At 41.2% G+C, this 17039-nt stretch carries 18 protein-coding genes; 5 read left to right on the plus strand and 13 right to left on the minus strand.

The features are described from left to right. The first annotated feature begins 300 nt into the window (after window positions 1–300). The gene (locus AAEY55_RS05235) at window positions 301–1470 is read left to right on the plus strand and encodes a DcaP family trimeric outer membrane transporter (protein ID WP_086997396.1); all 1170 of its coding nucleotides are present in this window, start codon (window positions 301–303) and stop codon (window positions 1468–1470) included. 201 nt (window positions 1471–1671) lie between these two features. Then, complete coding sequence (locus AAEY55_RS05240) at window positions 1672–3792, plus strand: TonB-dependent siderophore receptor (RefSeq protein WP_350550379.1); 2121 nt, start codon at window positions 1672–1674, stop codon at window positions 3790–3792. Window positions 3793–3877: 85 nt separating this feature from the next. On the opposite strand, the gene recA is transcribed toward AAEY55_RS05240, so the two are convergent. Further along, complete coding sequence (recA, locus tag AAEY55_RS05245; RefSeq protein WP_011327391.1) at window positions 3878–4921, minus strand: recombinase RecA; 1044 nt, start codon at window positions 4919–4921, stop codon at window positions 3878–3880. A gap of 67 nt (window positions 4922–4988) precedes the next feature. Beyond that, entirely contained in the window at window positions 4989–5477 is a 489-nt protein-coding gene (locus AAEY55_RS05250) for a CinA family protein (RefSeq protein ID WP_041454352.1), read from the minus strand. Between the two features lie 21 nt (window positions 5478–5498). Between AAEY55_RS05250 and mutS the strand changes: the two genes are divergently transcribed. After that, on the plus strand, window positions 5499–8084 hold the full coding sequence (gene mutS, locus AAEY55_RS05255) for a DNA mismatch repair protein MutS (RefSeq protein WP_089367833.1): 2586 nt from the start codon (window positions 5499–5501) through the stop codon (window positions 8082–8084). A 72-nt stretch (window positions 8085–8156) separates the two neighbouring features. Here mutS and rpoS read toward each other — a convergent pair whose 3' ends face one another. The 11 genes from rpoS to AAEY55_RS05310 all read right to left on the minus strand — a co-directional run bounded on the left by rpoS (window position 8157) and on the right by AAEY55_RS05310 (window position 15754). Beyond that, the gene (gene rpoS, locus AAEY55_RS05260) at window positions 8157–9131 is read right to left on the minus strand and encodes an RNA polymerase sigma factor RpoS (RefSeq protein ID WP_011327388.1); all 975 of its coding nucleotides are present in this window, start codon (window positions 9129–9131) and stop codon (window positions 8157–8159) included. 38 nt (window positions 9132–9169) lie between these two features. After that, window positions 9170–9994, minus strand: coding sequence for a peptidoglycan DD-metalloendopeptidase family protein (locus AAEY55_RS05265; protein WP_011327387.1), 825 nt, complete (start codon window positions 9992–9994; stop codon window positions 9170–9172). Between the two features lie 41 nt (window positions 9995–10035). Beyond that, window positions 10036–10614 (minus strand): YqaA family protein, encoded by a 579-nt coding sequence (locus tag AAEY55_RS05270; RefSeq protein ID WP_041454351.1) that lies wholly within the window; start codon window positions 10612–10614, stop codon window positions 10036–10038. A 9-nt stretch (window positions 10615–10623) separates the two neighbouring features. Beyond that, entirely contained in the window at window positions 10624–11262 is a 639-nt protein-coding gene (locus AAEY55_RS05275) for a protein-L-isoaspartate(D-aspartate) O-methyltransferase (RefSeq protein ID WP_011327385.1), read from the minus strand. Beyond that, entirely contained in the window at window positions 11252–12016 is a 765-nt protein-coding gene (gene surE / locus AAEY55_RS05280; RefSeq protein WP_011327384.1) for a 5'/3'-nucleotidase SurE, read from the minus strand. The genes AAEY55_RS05275 and surE overlap by 11 nt, the downstream gene beginning before the upstream one ends. Continuing rightward, window positions 11997–13046, minus strand: coding sequence for a tRNA pseudouridine(13) synthase TruD (gene truD, locus AAEY55_RS05285; RefSeq protein ID WP_011327383.1), 1050 nt, complete (start codon window positions 13044–13046; stop codon window positions 11997–11999). Before truD ends, surE begins: the two co-directional genes overlap by 20 nt. Continuing rightward, window positions 13043–13540 carry a 2-C-methyl-D-erythritol 2,4-cyclodiphosphate synthase gene (gene ispF, locus AAEY55_RS05290; protein ID WP_011327382.1) on the minus strand — a complete coding sequence of 166 codons (498 nt, stop codon included), beginning with the start codon at window positions 13538–13540 and terminating at the stop codon, window positions 13043–13045. Before ispF ends, truD begins: the two co-directional genes overlap by 4 nt. Continuing rightward, complete coding sequence (gene ispD, locus AAEY55_RS05295; RefSeq protein ID WP_041454350.1) at window positions 13537–14238, minus strand: 2-C-methyl-D-erythritol 4-phosphate cytidylyltransferase; 702 nt, start codon at window positions 14236–14238, stop codon at window positions 13537–13539. Before ispD ends, ispF begins: the two co-directional genes overlap by 4 nt. Window position 14239: 1 nt before the next feature. Then, complete coding sequence (gene ftsB / locus AAEY55_RS05300; protein WP_011327380.1) at window positions 14240–14518, minus strand: cell division protein FtsB; 279 nt, start codon at window positions 14516–14518, stop codon at window positions 14240–14242. A 48-nt stretch (window positions 14519–14566) separates the two neighbouring features. Continuing rightward, window positions 14567–15199: a hypothetical protein gene (locus tag AAEY55_RS05305; protein ID WP_041454349.1), complete on the minus strand. Its 633-nt coding sequence runs from the start codon at window positions 15197–15199 to the stop codon at window positions 14567–14569. Window positions 15200–15274: 75 nt separating this feature from the next. Then, window positions 15275–15754, minus strand: a complete 480-nt coding sequence (locus tag AAEY55_RS05310; RefSeq protein ID WP_086997423.1) for a DUF2947 domain-containing protein — start codon at window positions 15752–15754, stop codon at window positions 15275–15277. A gap of 60 nt (window positions 15755–15814) precedes the next feature. Here AAEY55_RS05310 and AAEY55_RS05315 point away from each other — a divergent pair, with 60 nt between their 5' ends. Beyond that, a complete protein-coding gene (locus tag AAEY55_RS05315; RefSeq protein WP_011327377.1) occupies window positions 15815–16054 on the plus strand; it encodes a DUF1653 domain-containing protein in 240 nt (79 codons plus the stop codon). 59 nt (window positions 16055–16113) lie between these two features. Beyond that, a complete protein-coding gene (locus tag AAEY55_RS05320; RefSeq protein WP_011327376.1) occupies window positions 16114–16959 on the plus strand; it encodes a MoxR family ATPase in 846 nt (281 codons plus the stop codon). The last annotated feature ends 80 nt before the right edge of the window (window positions 16960–17039 follow it).

The following is a 17039-nucleotide window of genomic DNA, read 5'->3' on the forward strand; positions in this document are numbered from 1 at the left end:
TATAATCGCTGCGCTATTTATTACTTTTACATAAATAATACATGATGTTAAATGTAAGTAAATAATCACATTGTAATCATTACACCTTAGTCTTATAGACTAATAGATGATTGAGTAAATAGTGTACATATTTAAAAGTGTTTCACCTAAGTATTATAATATTTGCATTAATTAGCTTTAATTTTTATTTAACGAATAAAAAATCTTTAAATTAACTTTTATTCGTAAGTAATACTCTCGCTATTAATACACTCTAAATAAAAAGCAATAATCAACACGTAGCCTATAAAGGACGCAACAATGAAATTTACCCCATTAAAAACACTTGCAGCAAGTGCTGTACTATGTGCACTTTCAAGCACAGCTTATGCAGCCACTGCAGCAAAAGTTGGAGATACTGAATTTACTTACGGCGGATACATTAAATTAGATGCTATGTGGAGTGACTATTCTGCAGGCGCACCAGCGGGCACTAATGTGGGTCGTGACTTTTACGTACCGAGCACAGTGACTGTAGGCCCAGACAATAGCTCTGACGCTGTATTTGATATGCATGCCCGTGAATCTCGTTTTAACTTTGGTACAGCCACATTACTTGATAATGGCAAAACCATTAACACCAAAATTGAAATCGACTTTTTAGCTTCTGCTCCTGGTGGTAACGAGCGTGTATCTAACTCTTACGCTCCACGTGTACGTCATGCATTTATTAGCTACGATGGTTGGTTATTTGGCCAAACATGGTCTAACTTTCAAAACGTTGGCGCACTACCTGAAGCACTTGATTTTATAGGCCCAGCAGAGGGCACAGTGTTTGTACGCCAAACTCAAGTTAAATACACTACTGGCGCTTGGTCTTTCTCATTAGAAAACCCAGAAAGCACCATTACTACTGCTGGCGGCGGTATGGCTGTAACCGACGATGCTTCACTTCCTGACTTTACTGCACGTTATACCCATAAAGCTGACTGGGGTAATTTAGTAGTTGCTGCACTTGCCCGCCAGCTTACTTATAAAGTAGGTGCTATTGATGCCGATGAAACTTCATTTGGTGTTAGTGCATCGGGTATGGTTAAACTAGGCGAAGACAACTTTAAGTTTATGCTTACACAAGGTAAAGGCTTAGGCCGTTATGTTGGTGTTAATGTAGCCCATGGTGCAGTACTCAATGGCGATGATTTAGATGCTATTGATTCAACTTCTGGCTTTGTAGCGTATCAGCATAAGTGGAACAGCCAATGGCGTTCAACTTTCTTATATTCATTTTTCAGTGCTGATAACAACACAGACTTACTCGCCCTTACAGGCGATCCAACTAAATCAAGCCAAAGCTACAGTGCTAACATTTTATACTCACCAGTTAAACGCTTAACTTTTGGTGCTGAGTTTAAGCATGCCGAGCGCGAGCTTGAAAGCGGTAACGATGGCGATATGGACCGTTTACAATTCTCGGTTAAGTATGCATTTTAAGCGTACATAGTTTACTTCCTTGAGCGGCTTTGGCCGCTTTTTTTTGTTAATTAATTTATAAGTCTCATCTGTTTTATCAACTTCATCACTCTTTATTAATCCCGATAGTACAAATTGTTATAAAAACCAATAACGCAATTGCAAATCAATATCATTTAGATTAAGTTAAACGCTTTATTTTTGAACCTTTTGGAAAACCCCATGTCCTCCTCTAAAGTTTTGCGTTTATCTAAACTAAGCCTTATTACCTCTTTAATTTTATCTGCGCATGCATTTGCAAAAAACGATAAAAGCGAGCAGCAAATTGAAAAGATTGCTGTGTATGGTCAACATCATAAAAACTATATTACCGAAGAAGCACAATCGGCAACCAAACTAGGTTTAACCATAAAAGAAACTCCGCAGTCTATTTCAGTTGTTTCTCGCGCTTTAATGGATGATTTTTCACTCGATGATATAAACGCAGTGCTAGAAAGCACGCCGGGTGTAACGGTAGAGCAAATAGAAACCGATCGTACTTATTTTAAAGCCCGTGGCTTTGATATTACAAATTTTCAAGTTAATGGTTTAGGTATTCCACAAAGCTCGGGATCAATTCAAGGCAGCCTTGATACCTCAATTTACGACCGTGTAGAAATAGTTCGTGGCGCGAACGGTTTAATGACAGGTACAGGTAACCCTTCTGCTACTGTAAATATGGTGCTAAAAAAACCAACTTACACAACCCAAGCTAATGCATCTGTTTCGTACGGTTCATGGAATAAAAAACGCTTAGATTTAGATGTATCAACGCCTATTAATGAAGAGCATGCTGTTAGAGCTGTATTTACCAAACAAAAAGCCGACTCATATCTAGATCGCTACGAAACAGATAAAACCGTTATTTATTTAGCCTACGAGGGAAAGTTAACCGATAACACCCTGCTAAGTGTTAACTACGTTAATCAACAAAAAGATGCCGATAGCCCACTTTGGGGTGCACTACCACTTTATTATACCGATGGCACACCAACAGACTATGACGAATCAACTAGCACTGCGGCTGACTGGTCTTACTGGGATAACAGTGCCGAGCAAGTATATGTAACGCTTGAACAAAATTTATCAGCAACATGGGTGGCTAAAGCGCGTTACGTTCATGTTGAAAACGAGCAAGACTCTGAATTATTTTATGTATACGGTACCCCTGATAAAGACACCGAACTTGGCTTAATCGGTTACGCAAGCCGTTATGATTATAGCGATAAGCACGATTTATTTGATCTATATGCGAGTGGTAAATTTGATTTATTTGGCCAAGAGCACGACTTGTCATTGGGTGTTAGCCAAGCAAAAATGGATTACACCGAGCAATCTCTTTACGATTACACCACAGGGAATGGTTTTCCGGCAATGCCGTCACTTAAAACGTGGGATGGCGTAATACCACAAGCAACTCTTACAGATAGTGTAAATGGTAGCAATATAACTAACGAGCAAAAATCTGCTTATATTTCTACTCGTATCAAATTAAGCGAACCTTTAAGCCTACTAGCTGGCGTGCGTTACACTGATTGGAAAACAACAGGCACAGCTTATGGCATTGCGCAAACACAAAGTGATTCACAGCTAATACCCTACATTGGCACTGTGTATGACTTTAACGAATCTTTATCGGCTTATGCAAGCTACACAGAAACATTTGTGCCGCAAAAGGAGCTTGATATAAATGCCAACCAACTTGCACCTATTACTGGTAAAAGTAGCGAACTAGGTGTTAAAGCCCAGTTTTTAGACGAGCAAATTTTTGTAACACTTGCTTACTTTGATACAAAACAAGATGGCCTTGCTATCGCTATACCTAACTCATTACCCGACGATACTCGTTACTACGCAGCGGATGGTATTAACAGTAATGGTTTTGAAGTAGAGCTAAGCGGTAAGTTTACAGATGACTTGAGTGCAAGCATTAGCTTTAGTAATTTAAGCATTGATGGCGATGACACAGTAAAAGATTACACCCCTGAGAATCAACTCAAGGTGGCAGCAATCTATCAAGTTCCTTTCATTGATGGTTTATCGTTTGGTGCAAATTATCGCTGGCAAGATTCAACAAGCCGAGTCCAAGTCCAAGATACTAACAAAATCGCAAGCGTGACTACAAAGCAAGATGCCTACGGATTACTTGATTTAATGGCAACTTATAAATTGAGTGAAAATATAGGCGTTACTTTTAATATTAATAACACCACAGGTGAAAAATACTTACACAGCTTATATTGGGCTCAAGGTTACTATGGTGCACCGCGTAACTACGCTCTATCTGTAAATTGGCAGTTGTAAATTTAAACCAAAAAAAGCGCTAACCATCACTGGTTAGCGCTGCTTTAAAGCTCGGGTCAAATCAAGCTTAAATATTTAATACTGCTTAAAGGTCAGCTTCATCTCCTAACTTATCTTCACCATCGTCTGGTTCAATAGTTGCTTTAAGTAAAAGCATTTCGCGTAACTTGCCTTCAATTTCGTCTGCGATTTCTGGGTTTTCTTTTAAAAACTTAATTGAATTAGACTTACCTTGGCCAACTTTATTACCACAGTAACTGTACCAAGCACCTGCTTTTTCAACAATTTTGTGCTTCACACCTAAGTCAATTAGCTCGCCTTGTTTAGAAATACCTTCACCATACATAATGATAAATTCGGCTTGCTTAAATGGCGGTGCTACTTTGTTTTTAACAATTTTAACCCGGGTTTCGTTACCAACAACCTCATCGCCTTCTTTTACCGAACCAATACGACGAATATCAATACGTACCGATGCGTAAAACTTAAGTGCGTTACCACCCGTTGTTGTTTCTGGGTTACCAAACATTACACCAATCTTCATACGGATTTGGTTAATGAAAATACATAAGGTGTTCGAGCGTTTAATATTACCTGTTAGCTTACGTAATGCTTGCGACATTAAACGTGCTTGTAAGCCCATGTGCGAGTCGCCCATGTCGCCTTCAATTTCAGCTTTTGGTGTAAGTGCTGCAACCGAGTCAATAATAACTACGTCAACCGCGCTTGAGCGTACTAGCATGTCACAAATTTCGAGTGCTTGTTCGCCAGTATCTGGTTGCGATACAAAAAGCTCATCTATGTTTACACCAAGCTTTTGTGCATAAACTGGATCAAGAGCATGCTCAGCATCAATAAAGGCACATGTTTTGCCTTCTTTTTGTGCTTCAGCGATAACTTGCAAAGTAAGCGTTGTTTTACCAGACGACTCAGGACCATATACTTCTACAATACGCCCCATAGGTAAGCCACCTATACCTAAGGCAATATCGATACCTAATGAGCCTGTAGATACAGATTCAATGTTTAACGCTTTGTTATCACCCAATTTCATAATTGAGCCTTTACCAAATTGACGTTCAATTTGTGATAAAGCCGCGTCCAACGCTTTTTGTTTGTTATCGTTCATTTTACTCTCCAAATCCAGCTAATGCGACAAGTATACTGTATGAAATCACAGTATCAAGTTAATTTTATTATTTTATCTGCTCTATTATAGTTTTTAAAGAAAATACAATAGCTTGCAGTCTAACCTGTGCTCTATCGCCGGTAAATACTTGTTTAAATACCAGCTGCTTGTCGTTAATATGTAGTCCAAACCATACTAAGCCTACCGGCTTATCTGGGGTTGCTCCTCCTGGGCCTGCAATACCCGATACAGTAATCGCAATATCGGCATTAGTTGCTGCAATTGCGCCTAAAGCCATCTCACGCACCGTTTGCTCGCTTACCGCCCCATATTGCGTTAATGTGGCGGCACTTACATTTAGTAAATCTTGCTTTGCTTGGTTACTGTAAGTTACAAATGCACGGTCAATATAGGCAGAGCTTCCAGGGGTGTCGGTAAGTGCATAACTTACCCCGCCACCAGTACATGACTCAGCAGTAGTGATCCATAAGCATTTATCCGTTAAAATAGCGCCTAATTGCGCAGCAAGTGTTTTAATCTCTTGATGTAATTCCATATTCAGCCTTTGGGTAAATACATGTCGTTTGATCTTTATGCTCCACACACTATAAAACAACAAACCCCTATGATGCAGCAGTATCTAAAAATAAAATCAGAGCATCGCGATATTTTATTGTTTTATCGGATGGGGGATTTTTATGAACTCTTTTTTGATGACGCAAAACGCGCCGCTCAATTACTCGATATTTCGCAAACTCAGCGCGGTAAAGCCGGTGGCGATCCTATTCCTATGGCCGGTGTACCTTATCATGCCGTAGAAAACTATTTAGCCCGTTTAGTGCAAATGGGCGAATCTGTTGCTATTTGCGAACAAGTAGGCGATCCGGCTACCAGTAAAGGGCCTGTTGATCGCAAAGTGGTGCGTATTGTCACCCCAGGTACTATTTCTGATGAAGCCCTACTGCAAGAGCGCCAAGACAACTTACTTACCAGCGTATGGCAGAGTAAAAATGGTACTTATGGCATTGCATACCTTGATATTAACTCGGGTCGTTTTAACGTTGTAGAAGTTAATACCGACGAGGCATTTACTTCAACTATTCAACGCCTCGCCCCTGCAGAATTACTGTATAGCGAAAGCTTCGAAAATGTTCATTTAATTGAGCACATTAAAGGCGCGCGTCGCCGCCCTGAGTGGGAGTTTGATTTAGACACCGCCCAGCATTTATTGTGTGAGCAATTTGGTACAAAAGATTTAGTCGGTTTTGGCGTTGATAAAGCCCACTGCGCCTTAGTTGCCGCAGGTTGTTTAATGCAATACGTTAAAGACACTCAACGTATTGCATTACCCCATATTCGTGCCATTACTCTTGAACACAACGAGCATGCCGTTATTTTAGATGCTGCTACTCGTAAAAATTTAGAGCTGACCGTTAATTTATCGGGTGGATTTGAAAACACGCTAGCGCAAGTACTTGATAAAACAGCAACCCCTATGGGATCTCGTTTACTTAAGCGCCGTATTCATACCCCAGTGCGTAATAAAGACGAGCTAAACTCGCGGTTAAACGCTATTAGCGCAATTTTAGATGTACAGCTTTGTGGTGAGCTACACGAATCATTAAGAGAAATTGGCGACGTAGAACGTGTTATTGCCCGCCTTGCTTTGTGCACTGCTCGTCCTCGCGATTTAACTCGTTTGCGTAGCGCCTTACAAGCACTTGCACCGCTGCATACTTTATTAAACGATGCCAGCGATCCGCGCATTGCCAGCATTATTAAGCAATCGCCTGAGCTACCTGATTTACAAGCGCTATTAGAGCGTGCAGTAATCGAAAACCCGCCGGTACTTATTCGCGACGGTGGTGTAATTGCCCCTGGTTATAACAGCGAGCTTGATGAATGGCGTAACTTAAGCAAAGGCGCAACCGATGTGCTTGATCAGTTAGAGTTACGAGAGCGTGCACGTACAGGGATCAGCACCCTTAAAATTGGTTATAACCGAGTACACGGCTTTTTTATTGAAGTTAGTCGCGCCAATGCGCATTTAGTGCCTGCCGATTATATTCGCCGCCAAACACTTAAAAATAATGAACGCTATATTATTCCTGAGCTAAAAGAGCACGAAGACAAAGTACTTGGCAGCCAGTCAAAAGCATTAGCGCTCGAAAAGCAGCTTTACGAAGAGCTATTTAGATTTATTGCGCCGCATATTGAGCAATTACAAACAATGGCAGCCGCCCTTGCCGACTTAGATGTGCTAAATAACTTAGCAGAGCGTGCACTTACACTTAACTACGCTAAGCCGATACTTTGCGATAACGACAACATAAGCATTAAACAAGGTCGTCATCCTGTGGTTGAGCAAGTAATGAAAGAACCCTTTATTGCCAACCCAGTAGAGCTAAATGCACAACGTAAAATGTTAATAATTACCGGTCCAAACATGGGTGGTAAATCAACCTATATGCGCCAAACTGCACTTATAGTGCTAATGGCTCATATTGGCAGTTACGTACCCGCAGACAGCGCTAAAATAGGCAATATTGACCGTATATTTACTCGCATTGGCGCAAGTGACGATCTCGCCTCAGGGCGTTCTACCTTTATGGTAGAAATGACCGAAACCGCCACGATTTTAAATAATGCCACAGCGCAATCTTTGGTATTAATGGATGAAATTGGCCGCGGAACAAGCACTTACGATGGGCTTTCGCTTGCGTATGCTACTGCCGATCATTTAGCGTCAAAAATATCAGCAAAAACCTTGTTTGCCACCCACTACTTTGAGTTAACCGAGCTTGCAGAGCAAACGCCTGGGCTGGTAAATGTGCACCTTGATGCCATAGAGCATAACGACACTATTGCCTTTATGCACACGGTACTTGATGGCGCAGCAAGTAAAAGCTTTGGCTTACAAGTTGCTGCACTTGCTGGCGTACCTAAGTCTGTAATAAATCAGGCAAAACAAAAGCTTAAACTACTCGAAAATCACCAAAGTGTCACCGCGCCTAATATTGAGCAGCAAGCATTTACCTTTAACAATCAAGCCCAACAAATTAGCCCTTCTGAAGTAGAATTGCAGTTAACGGCTATCGATCCTGATAATCTATCACCGCGACAAGCTCACGATTTACTCTATAAATTAAAAGCACTTCTTTAATTTACAAACAAAAAAAAGCTGAAGAATAAAACCTTCAGCTTTTTTACACATAACATGGTACTTTATTAAAACTTACGCAAAGTGCTCAAATAAACTCTCTGTGCTTAAGCCTTCTTGTTGCAAAATATCTTTTAAACGACGTAATGCTTCTACCTGAATTTGTCTAACGCGTTCACGGGTTAATCCTATTTCACGGCCAACATCTTCAAGCGTTGATGGCTCATAGCCTAATAAACCAAAGCGACGGGCTAACACCTCACGCTGCTTTGGGTTTAGCTCTCCTAACCAGTCAACAATGTGTTTATTCATATCGTTATTTTGTACTTCGCCCTCAGGACCAACATTGTTGTCATCGGCAATAATATCGAGCAAAGCGGTATCGTTTTCGCCGCCGATCGGCATATCAACCGAGGCTATTTTTTCATTCAAGCGCAGCATTTTGGTGACATCTTCAACCGGCTTATCTAAACAAGCTGCTATTTCTTCGGCGGTTGGTTCATGATCTAATTTTTGAGTTAGCTCGCGCGCGGTACGTAAATATACGTTAAGTTCTTTTACTACATGTATTGGCAAGCGAATAGTGCGCGTTTGATTCATAATGGCGCGTTCTATCGTTTGGCGTATCCACCATGTTGCATAAGTAGAAAATCGAAAGCCACGCTCAGGATCAAACTTCTCTACGGCGCGAATTAAGCCTAAGTTACCCTCTTCAATTAAATCAAGTAACGCTAAACCTCGGTTGTTATAACGACGAGCAATTTTTACTACAAGGCGCAAGTTACTTTCAATCATGCGCTTGCGAGACGCTTCGCACCCTTTTAAAGATTTACGAGAAAAAAACACCTCTTCCTCAGCGCTTAACAACGGAGAAAAACCAATTTCACCTAAATAAAGCTGAGTAGCATCTAAATTTTTAGTGACTTCTTCTTTGACAAAAACGTCATCATCCACAGCTTCAAGCAGCGGTGTTGAATCATCATCAACAGCAGTTTCATCTAATTTATTATCTACGAGGGTGTTTTTATCAACTTTTGCTGCATCAGCCATAAGACTTCTCCTGAGCAAGTTATCAATATCTTTAAAAATTAGGGAAGGTACTTAGCAGGATTTACAGCTTGCCCTCGGTAGCGAATTTCAAAACGAAGTGCCGTTACCGCAGATTCTGTATTTCCTATCTCTGCTATTTTTTGTCCAGCCTTAACTTCCTGTTTTTCTTTAACAAGTAGTTTCGAGTTGTGTGCATAAGCACTCAAGTAGTCGTCATTATGTTTTAAAATAATTAAACTACCATAACCTCGAAGCGCATTACCCGCATAAACCACTGTTCCTTGTGCGGCGGCTAAAACGGCAGCCCCTTTTTTATTAGCAATCTGTAAGCCTTTGTAGCCATTTTCCTTGTTCGAAAAGCGTTGTGTTATTTTGCCTTTTGCTGGCCAAAACCACTGCACTTTACTACTCGACAAATGCTTAGAGTTACTAATTTTTTTATTGGCTTGTTTCTGAACATACCCTCGTTGTTTAGGCTTATCAAGCTCTTTCTTTGATTTATTGTTATTTTTTTGTGAAGTTTTTGCGACTTTTTTAATAGGAGGAGTGTATTTTTTTGTCTTTTTGTATTTTTTTGCTATGGCAGAAAAGGAAATACTCTGCCCGGGGAATATTGTGTAAGGTGCTGGTATTGAATTATTTTTTGCTAAGGTTCTAACATCTTGGCCTGCACTAAATGCAATTGAATAAAGTGTATCGCCTTTTTGAACAGTATATTTATCGCCATTAATGTTAATTTTTCTGCCGTAATTATTAACATCATTATTTAAACTACTGACAGGCGCCGGAACATGGCTAGACGAGCAAGCAAAGAGCAAAATACTAATAAATAAAGCAACATAACATTTTATTTGTTTATTCACTGTATTTAGCTCCTTATGTTAATAACATTATTTTATAGTGCTTAACGTAATAAAATGTATGCAACTGCAATTAAAAGCACAACTGCCCATCCAAGCACTTCAATGTATTGACGTAATTTTTGCTCCATTTTAACACCGCCCCACTTCATCAGTGCAGCAACTAAAAAGAACCGAGCGCCTCGCCCTACTGCAGACGCAATTAAAAACGGCAAAAATGCCATTTGTAATACCCCTGCGCCTATAGTAAATACTTTATAAGGAATAGGCGAAAAACCGGCTATAAATACCACCCACACGCCATAGTTTTTAAACCAATCAAGTGCAATATCAAATTTATCTTGCCAGTGCATTTGTACTATAAGTGGCTCAACAACCGGTTCAAATAACCAAAAGCCAAGTAAATAACCTACTATGCCACCAACAACAGACGCTATAGTGGCAAAACTTGCAAACCGCCATGCTTTTTTAGGCTGAGCAAGCGACATTGGTGCCAGCATTACATCAGGAGGGACAGGAAAAAACACAGACTCTGCAAAGCTCATTGCAGCTAAATAACGCTCAGCATGACGGTGCTTAGCCCACACTAGAGCCATATCGTATAACTTAGTAAACAACTTCAAAATGAATTCCTATTCAATATCACCAGCGACTAGCGGTACAAATCTAACCGGCGCAATTACGTGTTCTGTGTAGTTATTGCCATTGCGAATAACCATAGTTAATTTTTGCTCTTGCTCGCCTATTGGGGCAAGTAACACACCACCATCAGCTAATTGAGCTAATAGATCTTGCGGGATTTTAGCCGCGGCTGCGGTGACTATAATGCCGTTAAACGGCGCTTGCGACTCCCAACCTTGCCAGCCATCGCCATGTTTCATTGCCACATTATATAAATCGAGCTGATGTAAACGGCGCTTAGCTTGCCATTGTAATGCTTTAATACGCTCTACTGAGTAAACCTTGGTAAATATTTTAGCCAGTATTGCCGTTTGATAGCCCGATCCTGTGCCTATTTCTAGCACCTTGTCGCGCACACCAGCTAATTGCAACAGTTCGGTCATACGCGCCACAATATAAGGCTGCGAAATAGTTTGCCCTTGGCCTATTGGTAACGCAGTATTTTGATACGCTTTATGTTGCAGCACGTCACCCACAAATATATGTCGTGGTATTTGTGCAATCGCATCTAGTACTTGCGTATCCTCAACACCTTCACGCTGTAATAGCGCTGATAGCGCCTTGGCGCTGCGGGTATAATTAGCCAGCACGGTTTATCTCCAAATCAGCTAACCACTCCCCTACCGCTTTAATACTCTCGTTAGCGGTCATATCAACACTCAGTGGGGTAACCGAGGCATAGCCATTATTAATTGCATGAAAATCGGTACCTTCACCTGCATCACTTTCTGTCCCTAAAGATCCGTACCAGTAAATATCTCGACCCCAAGGATCGGTTTGCTTGGTCATGGTTTCGGCTTTATGGCGCGCACCCAAACGCGTTACCTGCACGCCTTTTAATTCGCTTAGAGGAATGTCGGGTACATTAATATTTATAATTTGATCTTTTGGTAGCGGATGCGACGCTAAACCTTTAATAATACTTATAGTTACCGCTGCTGCCGTTTCAAAATGCTCGCCGTGGTGCGAACACAAAGACACCGCAATAGCAGGCAAACCTAAATGGCGTCCTTCGGTTGCTGCAGCTACCGTGCCTGAGTACAAAGTGTCGTCACCTAAATTAGCGCCGTGGTTTATACCTGCGACCACTAAATCGGGCATTTCATCAACAAGCTGGTTAACGCCTAAATGCACACAGTCAGTAGGTGTACCATTAACCGATATAAAGCCATTTTCAAGCTTTGTAGCACGCAGTGGGTTAAGCAAAGTTAACGAGTTACTTGCACCACTGCAGTTACGGTCGGGAGCAACTAAAGTGACCTCGGCAATTTGCATTAATGCTTGATATAACACCGCAATACCTTTAGCGCCTACACCATCGTCGTTACTTAATAGGATCTTCATCTTTGCTGTCCTTTTCTTTTCGCTCGCGTGGGCTTGCGTCTGTGTAATCCACCAGCTCACGTAATAATGCCGTAGCAAAACAGCCTTTTGGTAAACCAAAACTTAACTTTAAAGTGCTTTCATCTATGGTTTCTACGCTAAAATCTTGCGGGATTAAACGCAGCATTCGGCGCTCATTTTTTAGCCCTAACTCGCCTAAACCATCGCACCAAGACTGATAAGGCCCAAGCCATACTTTTTCTTGTTCGGTGAGCCCTTTTTCGCTTTTACCTACCATAGGTGCCGACATCATAATATCGCCAGAGGCTAGGCGGGCTATGTTCTCATCGCTAATAGCGTCTTCAAAAAAGGCGTTACTGCCGCTGAGCATAAATACTTCACGGTGCATGGTTTTAGCTAAACCATGCTCCTTTACTCGTAAACTTACGAGTTGATTAAATACATGCGAGCGCGCTGCAGAAATAATAATACCGCGTAATTTTTTATCGCGAATACGCTCACCTGCAAACATTTTTTCAGCCATTACCAGGTTATGGCCATCACGGCCAAAGCGTTGCTCGCCAAAATAGTTAGGCACGCCACTGCGTACCGCATTAATACGGCACAAAATATCCAGAGGATCGGTAACATTGCGCAGCGTAATAGTAAATTTATTACCTTTATGACAGCCCGTTCTCAGCTTACGTTCGTGGCGTTGCTGCGATACAACAAACACGCTTTCGCTGTTTAAATCACTAAAATCAATTGGCTTTTTAATGGGTACTTTTACACTAAACCACTGCGAACACACTCCGTGGCGATCTTTCATCCCAGCATAACTTACATCGCGTGGTGATACCCCAGCTCGCTGCGCAATTAACTTTGCTACGTACTGGGTGTTTTCGCCTTTTTTTACTACTTGCAAACATACATGCTCGCCGCTACCGGTAAACTCAATGCCTAAGTCCTCATCTACCATAAAGTCTTCGGCTGTGGTTTTAAAGTCAGCTTTTGATAACGGTGCGCCGTATAAATAATTTAAATCGCTCATGCGTTTGTTTTACTCATTGACTCTTTGTTCATAATTACCACTGCATGGCTCGAAATGCCTTCTTTTCGCCCTTCAAAACCGAGCTTTTCGGTGGTTGTAGCTTTAACATTTATTTGCGATAGTTCGCAGTTTAAATCACTTGCAAGGTTGCTACGCATAGCTTGAATATGAGGCAACATTTTTGGCGCTTGTGCCACTATAGTTACATCTCCATTGCCCAATACATAACCTTGCTCTTTAGCTAAGCTCACCACATGACGCAGTAATATTCGGCTGTCGATATTTTCATATTCACTGGCCGTATCAGGAAAGTGTTTACCAATGTCGCCCATTGCAAGCGCGCCTAAAATAGCATCGCACAGAGCATGTATAGCAACATCGCCGTCGGAGTGCGCTAAAAAACCTTGCGGATAATCAATCTTTTCGCCGCCGATAGTTAATGGGCCAACACCGCCAAATTTATGCACGTCAAAACCATGACCAATTCGTATCATAATGCATTCTCGTTTTGTTGTTTTTGAAGTAAAAAACCAGCCAAGTCTAAATCCTCAGGAGTGGTTATTTTAATATTATCGCTACGCCCTGGTATTAATTTTACTGGCTTGTTAGCCCATTCAATGGCGCTTGCTTCGTCGGTAATAACTGCGCCGCTTGCCAGTGCATTTTGCAGCGCATTTTTAAGATCTTCGTATTTAAAAAACTGCGGAGTAAGGGCTTGCCATAAATCATCTCGGGGTACGGTTTGCTCAGCATAAATATGGCCACGTTTTATAGTGTCTTTTACTTTACTGGCTAAAATCCCGCCTTCATCGGCGCTTATACACTCATTTATAAGTGTATTTATGTCGTCAATAGTAACTAGCGGGCGGGCAGCATCGTGCACAAGTACCCAGTCAGGCGGGTTGGCGGCTAAAAAAAGCAAACTATTTAAAACGGAATCTGCACGCTCTTTACCGCCACAAGTACGCACAATGCGCGCATCAATCACTGGCAATTGCTCAAAGTAAGGATCGTTTTCATTTAGGGCTACAACAATTGTATTAAGCTGCGCTAAAGCAGATAATTTTGTGAGCGTATGCTCTAAAATAGTTTTACCTGCTAATTTAATATACTGTTTAGGTGCATTATGCTGCATTCTGCTACCAACCCCGGCAGCAGGTATAATGGCAGCTATAGTTGGTTTATTTGTCATATTATTGTTGAGCTGGTAAAACACGTATAAATGTTTCGCCCGCTTTAATCATTCCTAATTCGTTACGTGCGCGCTCTTCTATGCCTTCATGGCCAAGCTTTAAATCTTCTATATCGGCGGTTAATACTTTATTGCGTTTAATTAGTTTTTCGTTAGTTTGTAAATGAGATGCAACCGCACTTTTTAAACGTGTGTAGTCTTGTACGCCATTATGGCCAAACCACAATCTATACTGCACAAACAGTGCTAAACATAACAAGCCAACCTGAAAAAACCGCATTTAACACTCCTTATTTTAAATTCAAATAAACTTATTTAATTAACCAAGTTACGTTTGTAATCGTTTTACATTGCGCCAATTTATACTTCCTGCCAGTAGCATTTCGCGCAGCGATAAAACCCGTGGCAAACAACGCTTTGAAAACTGCCATTGGTGCCCGCAACACGCCGCGGTTAATGACACTTTACTCGGCGTTAATAATTGCGCGTTTGGCAGCTCAAGTCCCTGCCCCGAAAACGCAAACCAACCTAGCTCATTACAATGCACTTTATTGTCGCTTACTTGGTCTAGGCTGTCTATTCTAACGCGAATTTGCTCATCACTACGCACTAAAATAGGGATTATTAACCCGACTTTGGCATTATGTTGATAAAAAAGTTCATTTGCTTGAATGTTAATCTCTGGTGGGGTCGGTTTTTGCTTTGCAAGCCAAGAGCCATTTTGCGAATCTAGTTTAAAAGGCGAGCTTGTATTAGCAACTAATGTGGCAGCACGTTCAATGTAATAAGGTAGACTTTTTAATTGGCGACGCAGCCTATCGCTATTAGGCTCAGCGACTAAACGCTGAACCTCACGTTGATAAAATGCATTACACAATTGTGCATATAACACTTTTTTTGCATCGGCTTGCCACATTTCAACTTGTTGTGGCGCGCCAACAGGCTCATTTTTTGCTGCCAATTGCCGTACTCAAAAACACTTAGGTAAATGTTTTATAACACAGTACTGCATAATTTTTAAGCGCCGAGTGCTAAATTAAGCGCTTGGCTTTTCACCTAATTTAGCCATGCCCGACTCTAAAAACTGCACTACAGTATTGCGTTTTTTACCTATGAGTAAACTGCCGTCGGCTAAAAACATAAAGTTTTGCCAGTTGCGTTTAAACACATCAAAGGTGGTTTCAATAATATTGTCGCGTGCCATGCAAAAATAAACAGTGGTATTAGCTTGCCAATCTAAGTGCGCTAAAATAGCTTCGGGAAGTTGTTCATCGCCGTTTTCCCATGCGCTTTCCCAGTTTACTTCTTGGCTATAACTTTCATCTTGACCACACCAATCTGTTTTATCAAAAAAATCAGGGTGATCAAACTCACGGCTCACCATAGTTGTCCACAGTACAGCTGCGCGCTCAAGGCTCATAGGTTTAATGTTTGCAGCATCGTCGGCTGAAACAGGCATGTCTTTATGGCGAAAAACCCATGCTTTTTTGTAATCATCTAGCGTAATATAGTTCATAGTATTGGCAAATTAGTTAGCATTAAAAGTGCAGAAACAAATTATACAAGAGATCAAAACATGACTACAGCAATAAAACCAATTTCCCTCAAATCAGGCATATACCAACACTACAAAGGGGCACAGTACAAAGTGCTTTATGTAGCCACTCACAGCGAAACCAGTGAGCAACTGGTAATTTACCAAGCGCTATACGGTGAGTTTGGTATATGGGCACGCCCTTTAGAAATGTTTAGCGAAACAGTTGAAAAAGATGGCAAAACTATTCCTCGGTTTAGCTACCTTGGTGAAGCCGGTTAACTATGGCATGATAGGATTATAAAAACTCATCTGACCTGTGACGAAAAGAAGGTAATAAAGTGCAATTTAATTCAACCGACAATTACATCGCCAGCTCTGCGCTTAAGCAAGCTGTAAACGCGGCTATTATGCTCGAAAAACCACTTTTAATTAAAGGTGAGCCGGGTACAGGTAAAACCATGCTAGCTGAAGAGCTGGCAAAAAGCTTAGATACCGAACTTATTCAGTGGCACATTAAATCGACCACCAAAGCGCAGCAAGGTTTGTATGAATACGATGCGGTTTCGCGCCTGCGCGACAGCCAGCTGGGCGACGAGCGCGTGCACAACATTAGTAACTACATAGTTAAAGGCAAACTGTGGCAAGCATTTACTTACGCCGACCAACACGGTAAACGCCCGGTATTATTAATAGATGAAATAGACAAAGCCGATATTGAGTTTCCAAACGATCTACTGTTAGAGCTCGATAAAATGGAATTTCATGTTTACGAAACCAGCGAGCGAGTAGTAGCAAAAGAGCGCCCTATTGTGATCATCACCTCTAATAACGAAAAAGAGCTGCCCGACGCATTTTTACGCCGCTGCTTTTTTCATTACATTGATTTTCCATCTGCCGATGAAATGCAGCAAATTATTGACGTGCACTACCCTAACGTTAAGCAAGATTTAGTACGCCAAGCACTCGAAGTGTTTTTTAACCTACGCGAAGCAAACGGTCTTAAAAAGAAGCCATCTACCAGCGAATTACTCGACTGGTTAAAGCTACTTATGGCAGAAGATATAGACGCAAAAACACTCCACGACAAAGCTAAAAAAGGCGGTTTAATGCCAATGTTTGGCGCATTACTTAAAAATGAGCAAGACATAAGCCTAATCGAAAAACTCGCGTTTATGAGCCGCTAGGGCCTTATATGGACTCCCTATTAATGTCAAAAATAAAATTGAAATAAATTAGATGCTAGCTTATATACGGGCTCAAATTG

The organism is Pseudoalteromonas sp. 120-MNA-CIBAN-0494 (assembly GCF_040308885.1).
Classification (GTDB): Bacteria; Pseudomonadota; Gammaproteobacteria; order Enterobacterales; family Alteromonadaceae; genus Pseudoalteromonas; species Pseudoalteromonas nigrifaciens.

Bases quoted from the DNA above. Each gene is read 5' to 3' on its own strand.
- ispD (WP_041454350.1), bottom strand. From the start codon at position 14,238: ATGACAAATAAACCAACTATAGCTGCCATTATACCTGCTGCCGGGGTT.
- AAEY55_RS05250 (WP_041454352.1), bottom strand. From the start codon at position 5,477: ATGGAATTACATCAAGAGATTAAAACACTTGCTGCGCAATTAGGCGCT.
- truD (WP_011327383.1), bottom strand. From the start codon at position 13,046: ATGAGCGATTTAAATTATTTATACGGCGCACCGTTATCAAAAGCTGAC.
- mutS (WP_089367833.1), top strand. From the start codon at position 5,499: ATGTCGTTTGATCTTTATGCTCCACACACTATAAAACAACAAACCCCT.
- AAEY55_RS05235 (WP_086997396.1), top strand. From the start codon at position 301: ATGAAATTTACCCCATTAAAAACACTTGCAGCAAGTGCTGTACTATGT.
- AAEY55_RS05310 (WP_086997423.1), bottom strand. From the start codon at position 15,754: ATGAACTATATTACGCTAGATGATTACAAAAAAGCATGGGTTTTTCGC.
- AAEY55_RS05315 (WP_011327377.1), top strand. From the start codon at position 15,815: ATGACTACAGCAATAAAACCAATTTCCCTCAAATCAGGCATATACCAA.
- surE (WP_011327384.1), bottom strand. From the start codon at position 12,016: ATGAAGATCCTATTAAGTAACGACGATGGTGTAGGCGCTAAAGGTATT.
- recA (WP_011327391.1), bottom strand. From the start codon at position 4,921: ATGAACGATAACAAACAAAAAGCGTTGGACGCGGCTTTATCACAAATT.
- AAEY55_RS05240 (WP_350550379.1), top strand. From the start codon at position 1,672: ATGTCCTCCTCTAAAGTTTTGCGTTTATCTAAACTAAGCCTTATTACC.
- ftsB (WP_011327380.1), bottom strand. From the start codon at position 14,518: ATGCGGTTTTTTCAGGTTGGCTTGTTATGTTTAGCACTGTTTGTGCAG.
- rpoS (WP_011327388.1), bottom strand. From the start codon at position 9,131: ATGGCTGATGCAGCAAAAGTTGATAAAAACACCCTCGTAGATAATAAA.
- ispF (WP_011327382.1), bottom strand. From the start codon at position 13,540: ATGATACGAATTGGTCATGGTTTTGACGTGCATAAATTTGGCGGTGTT.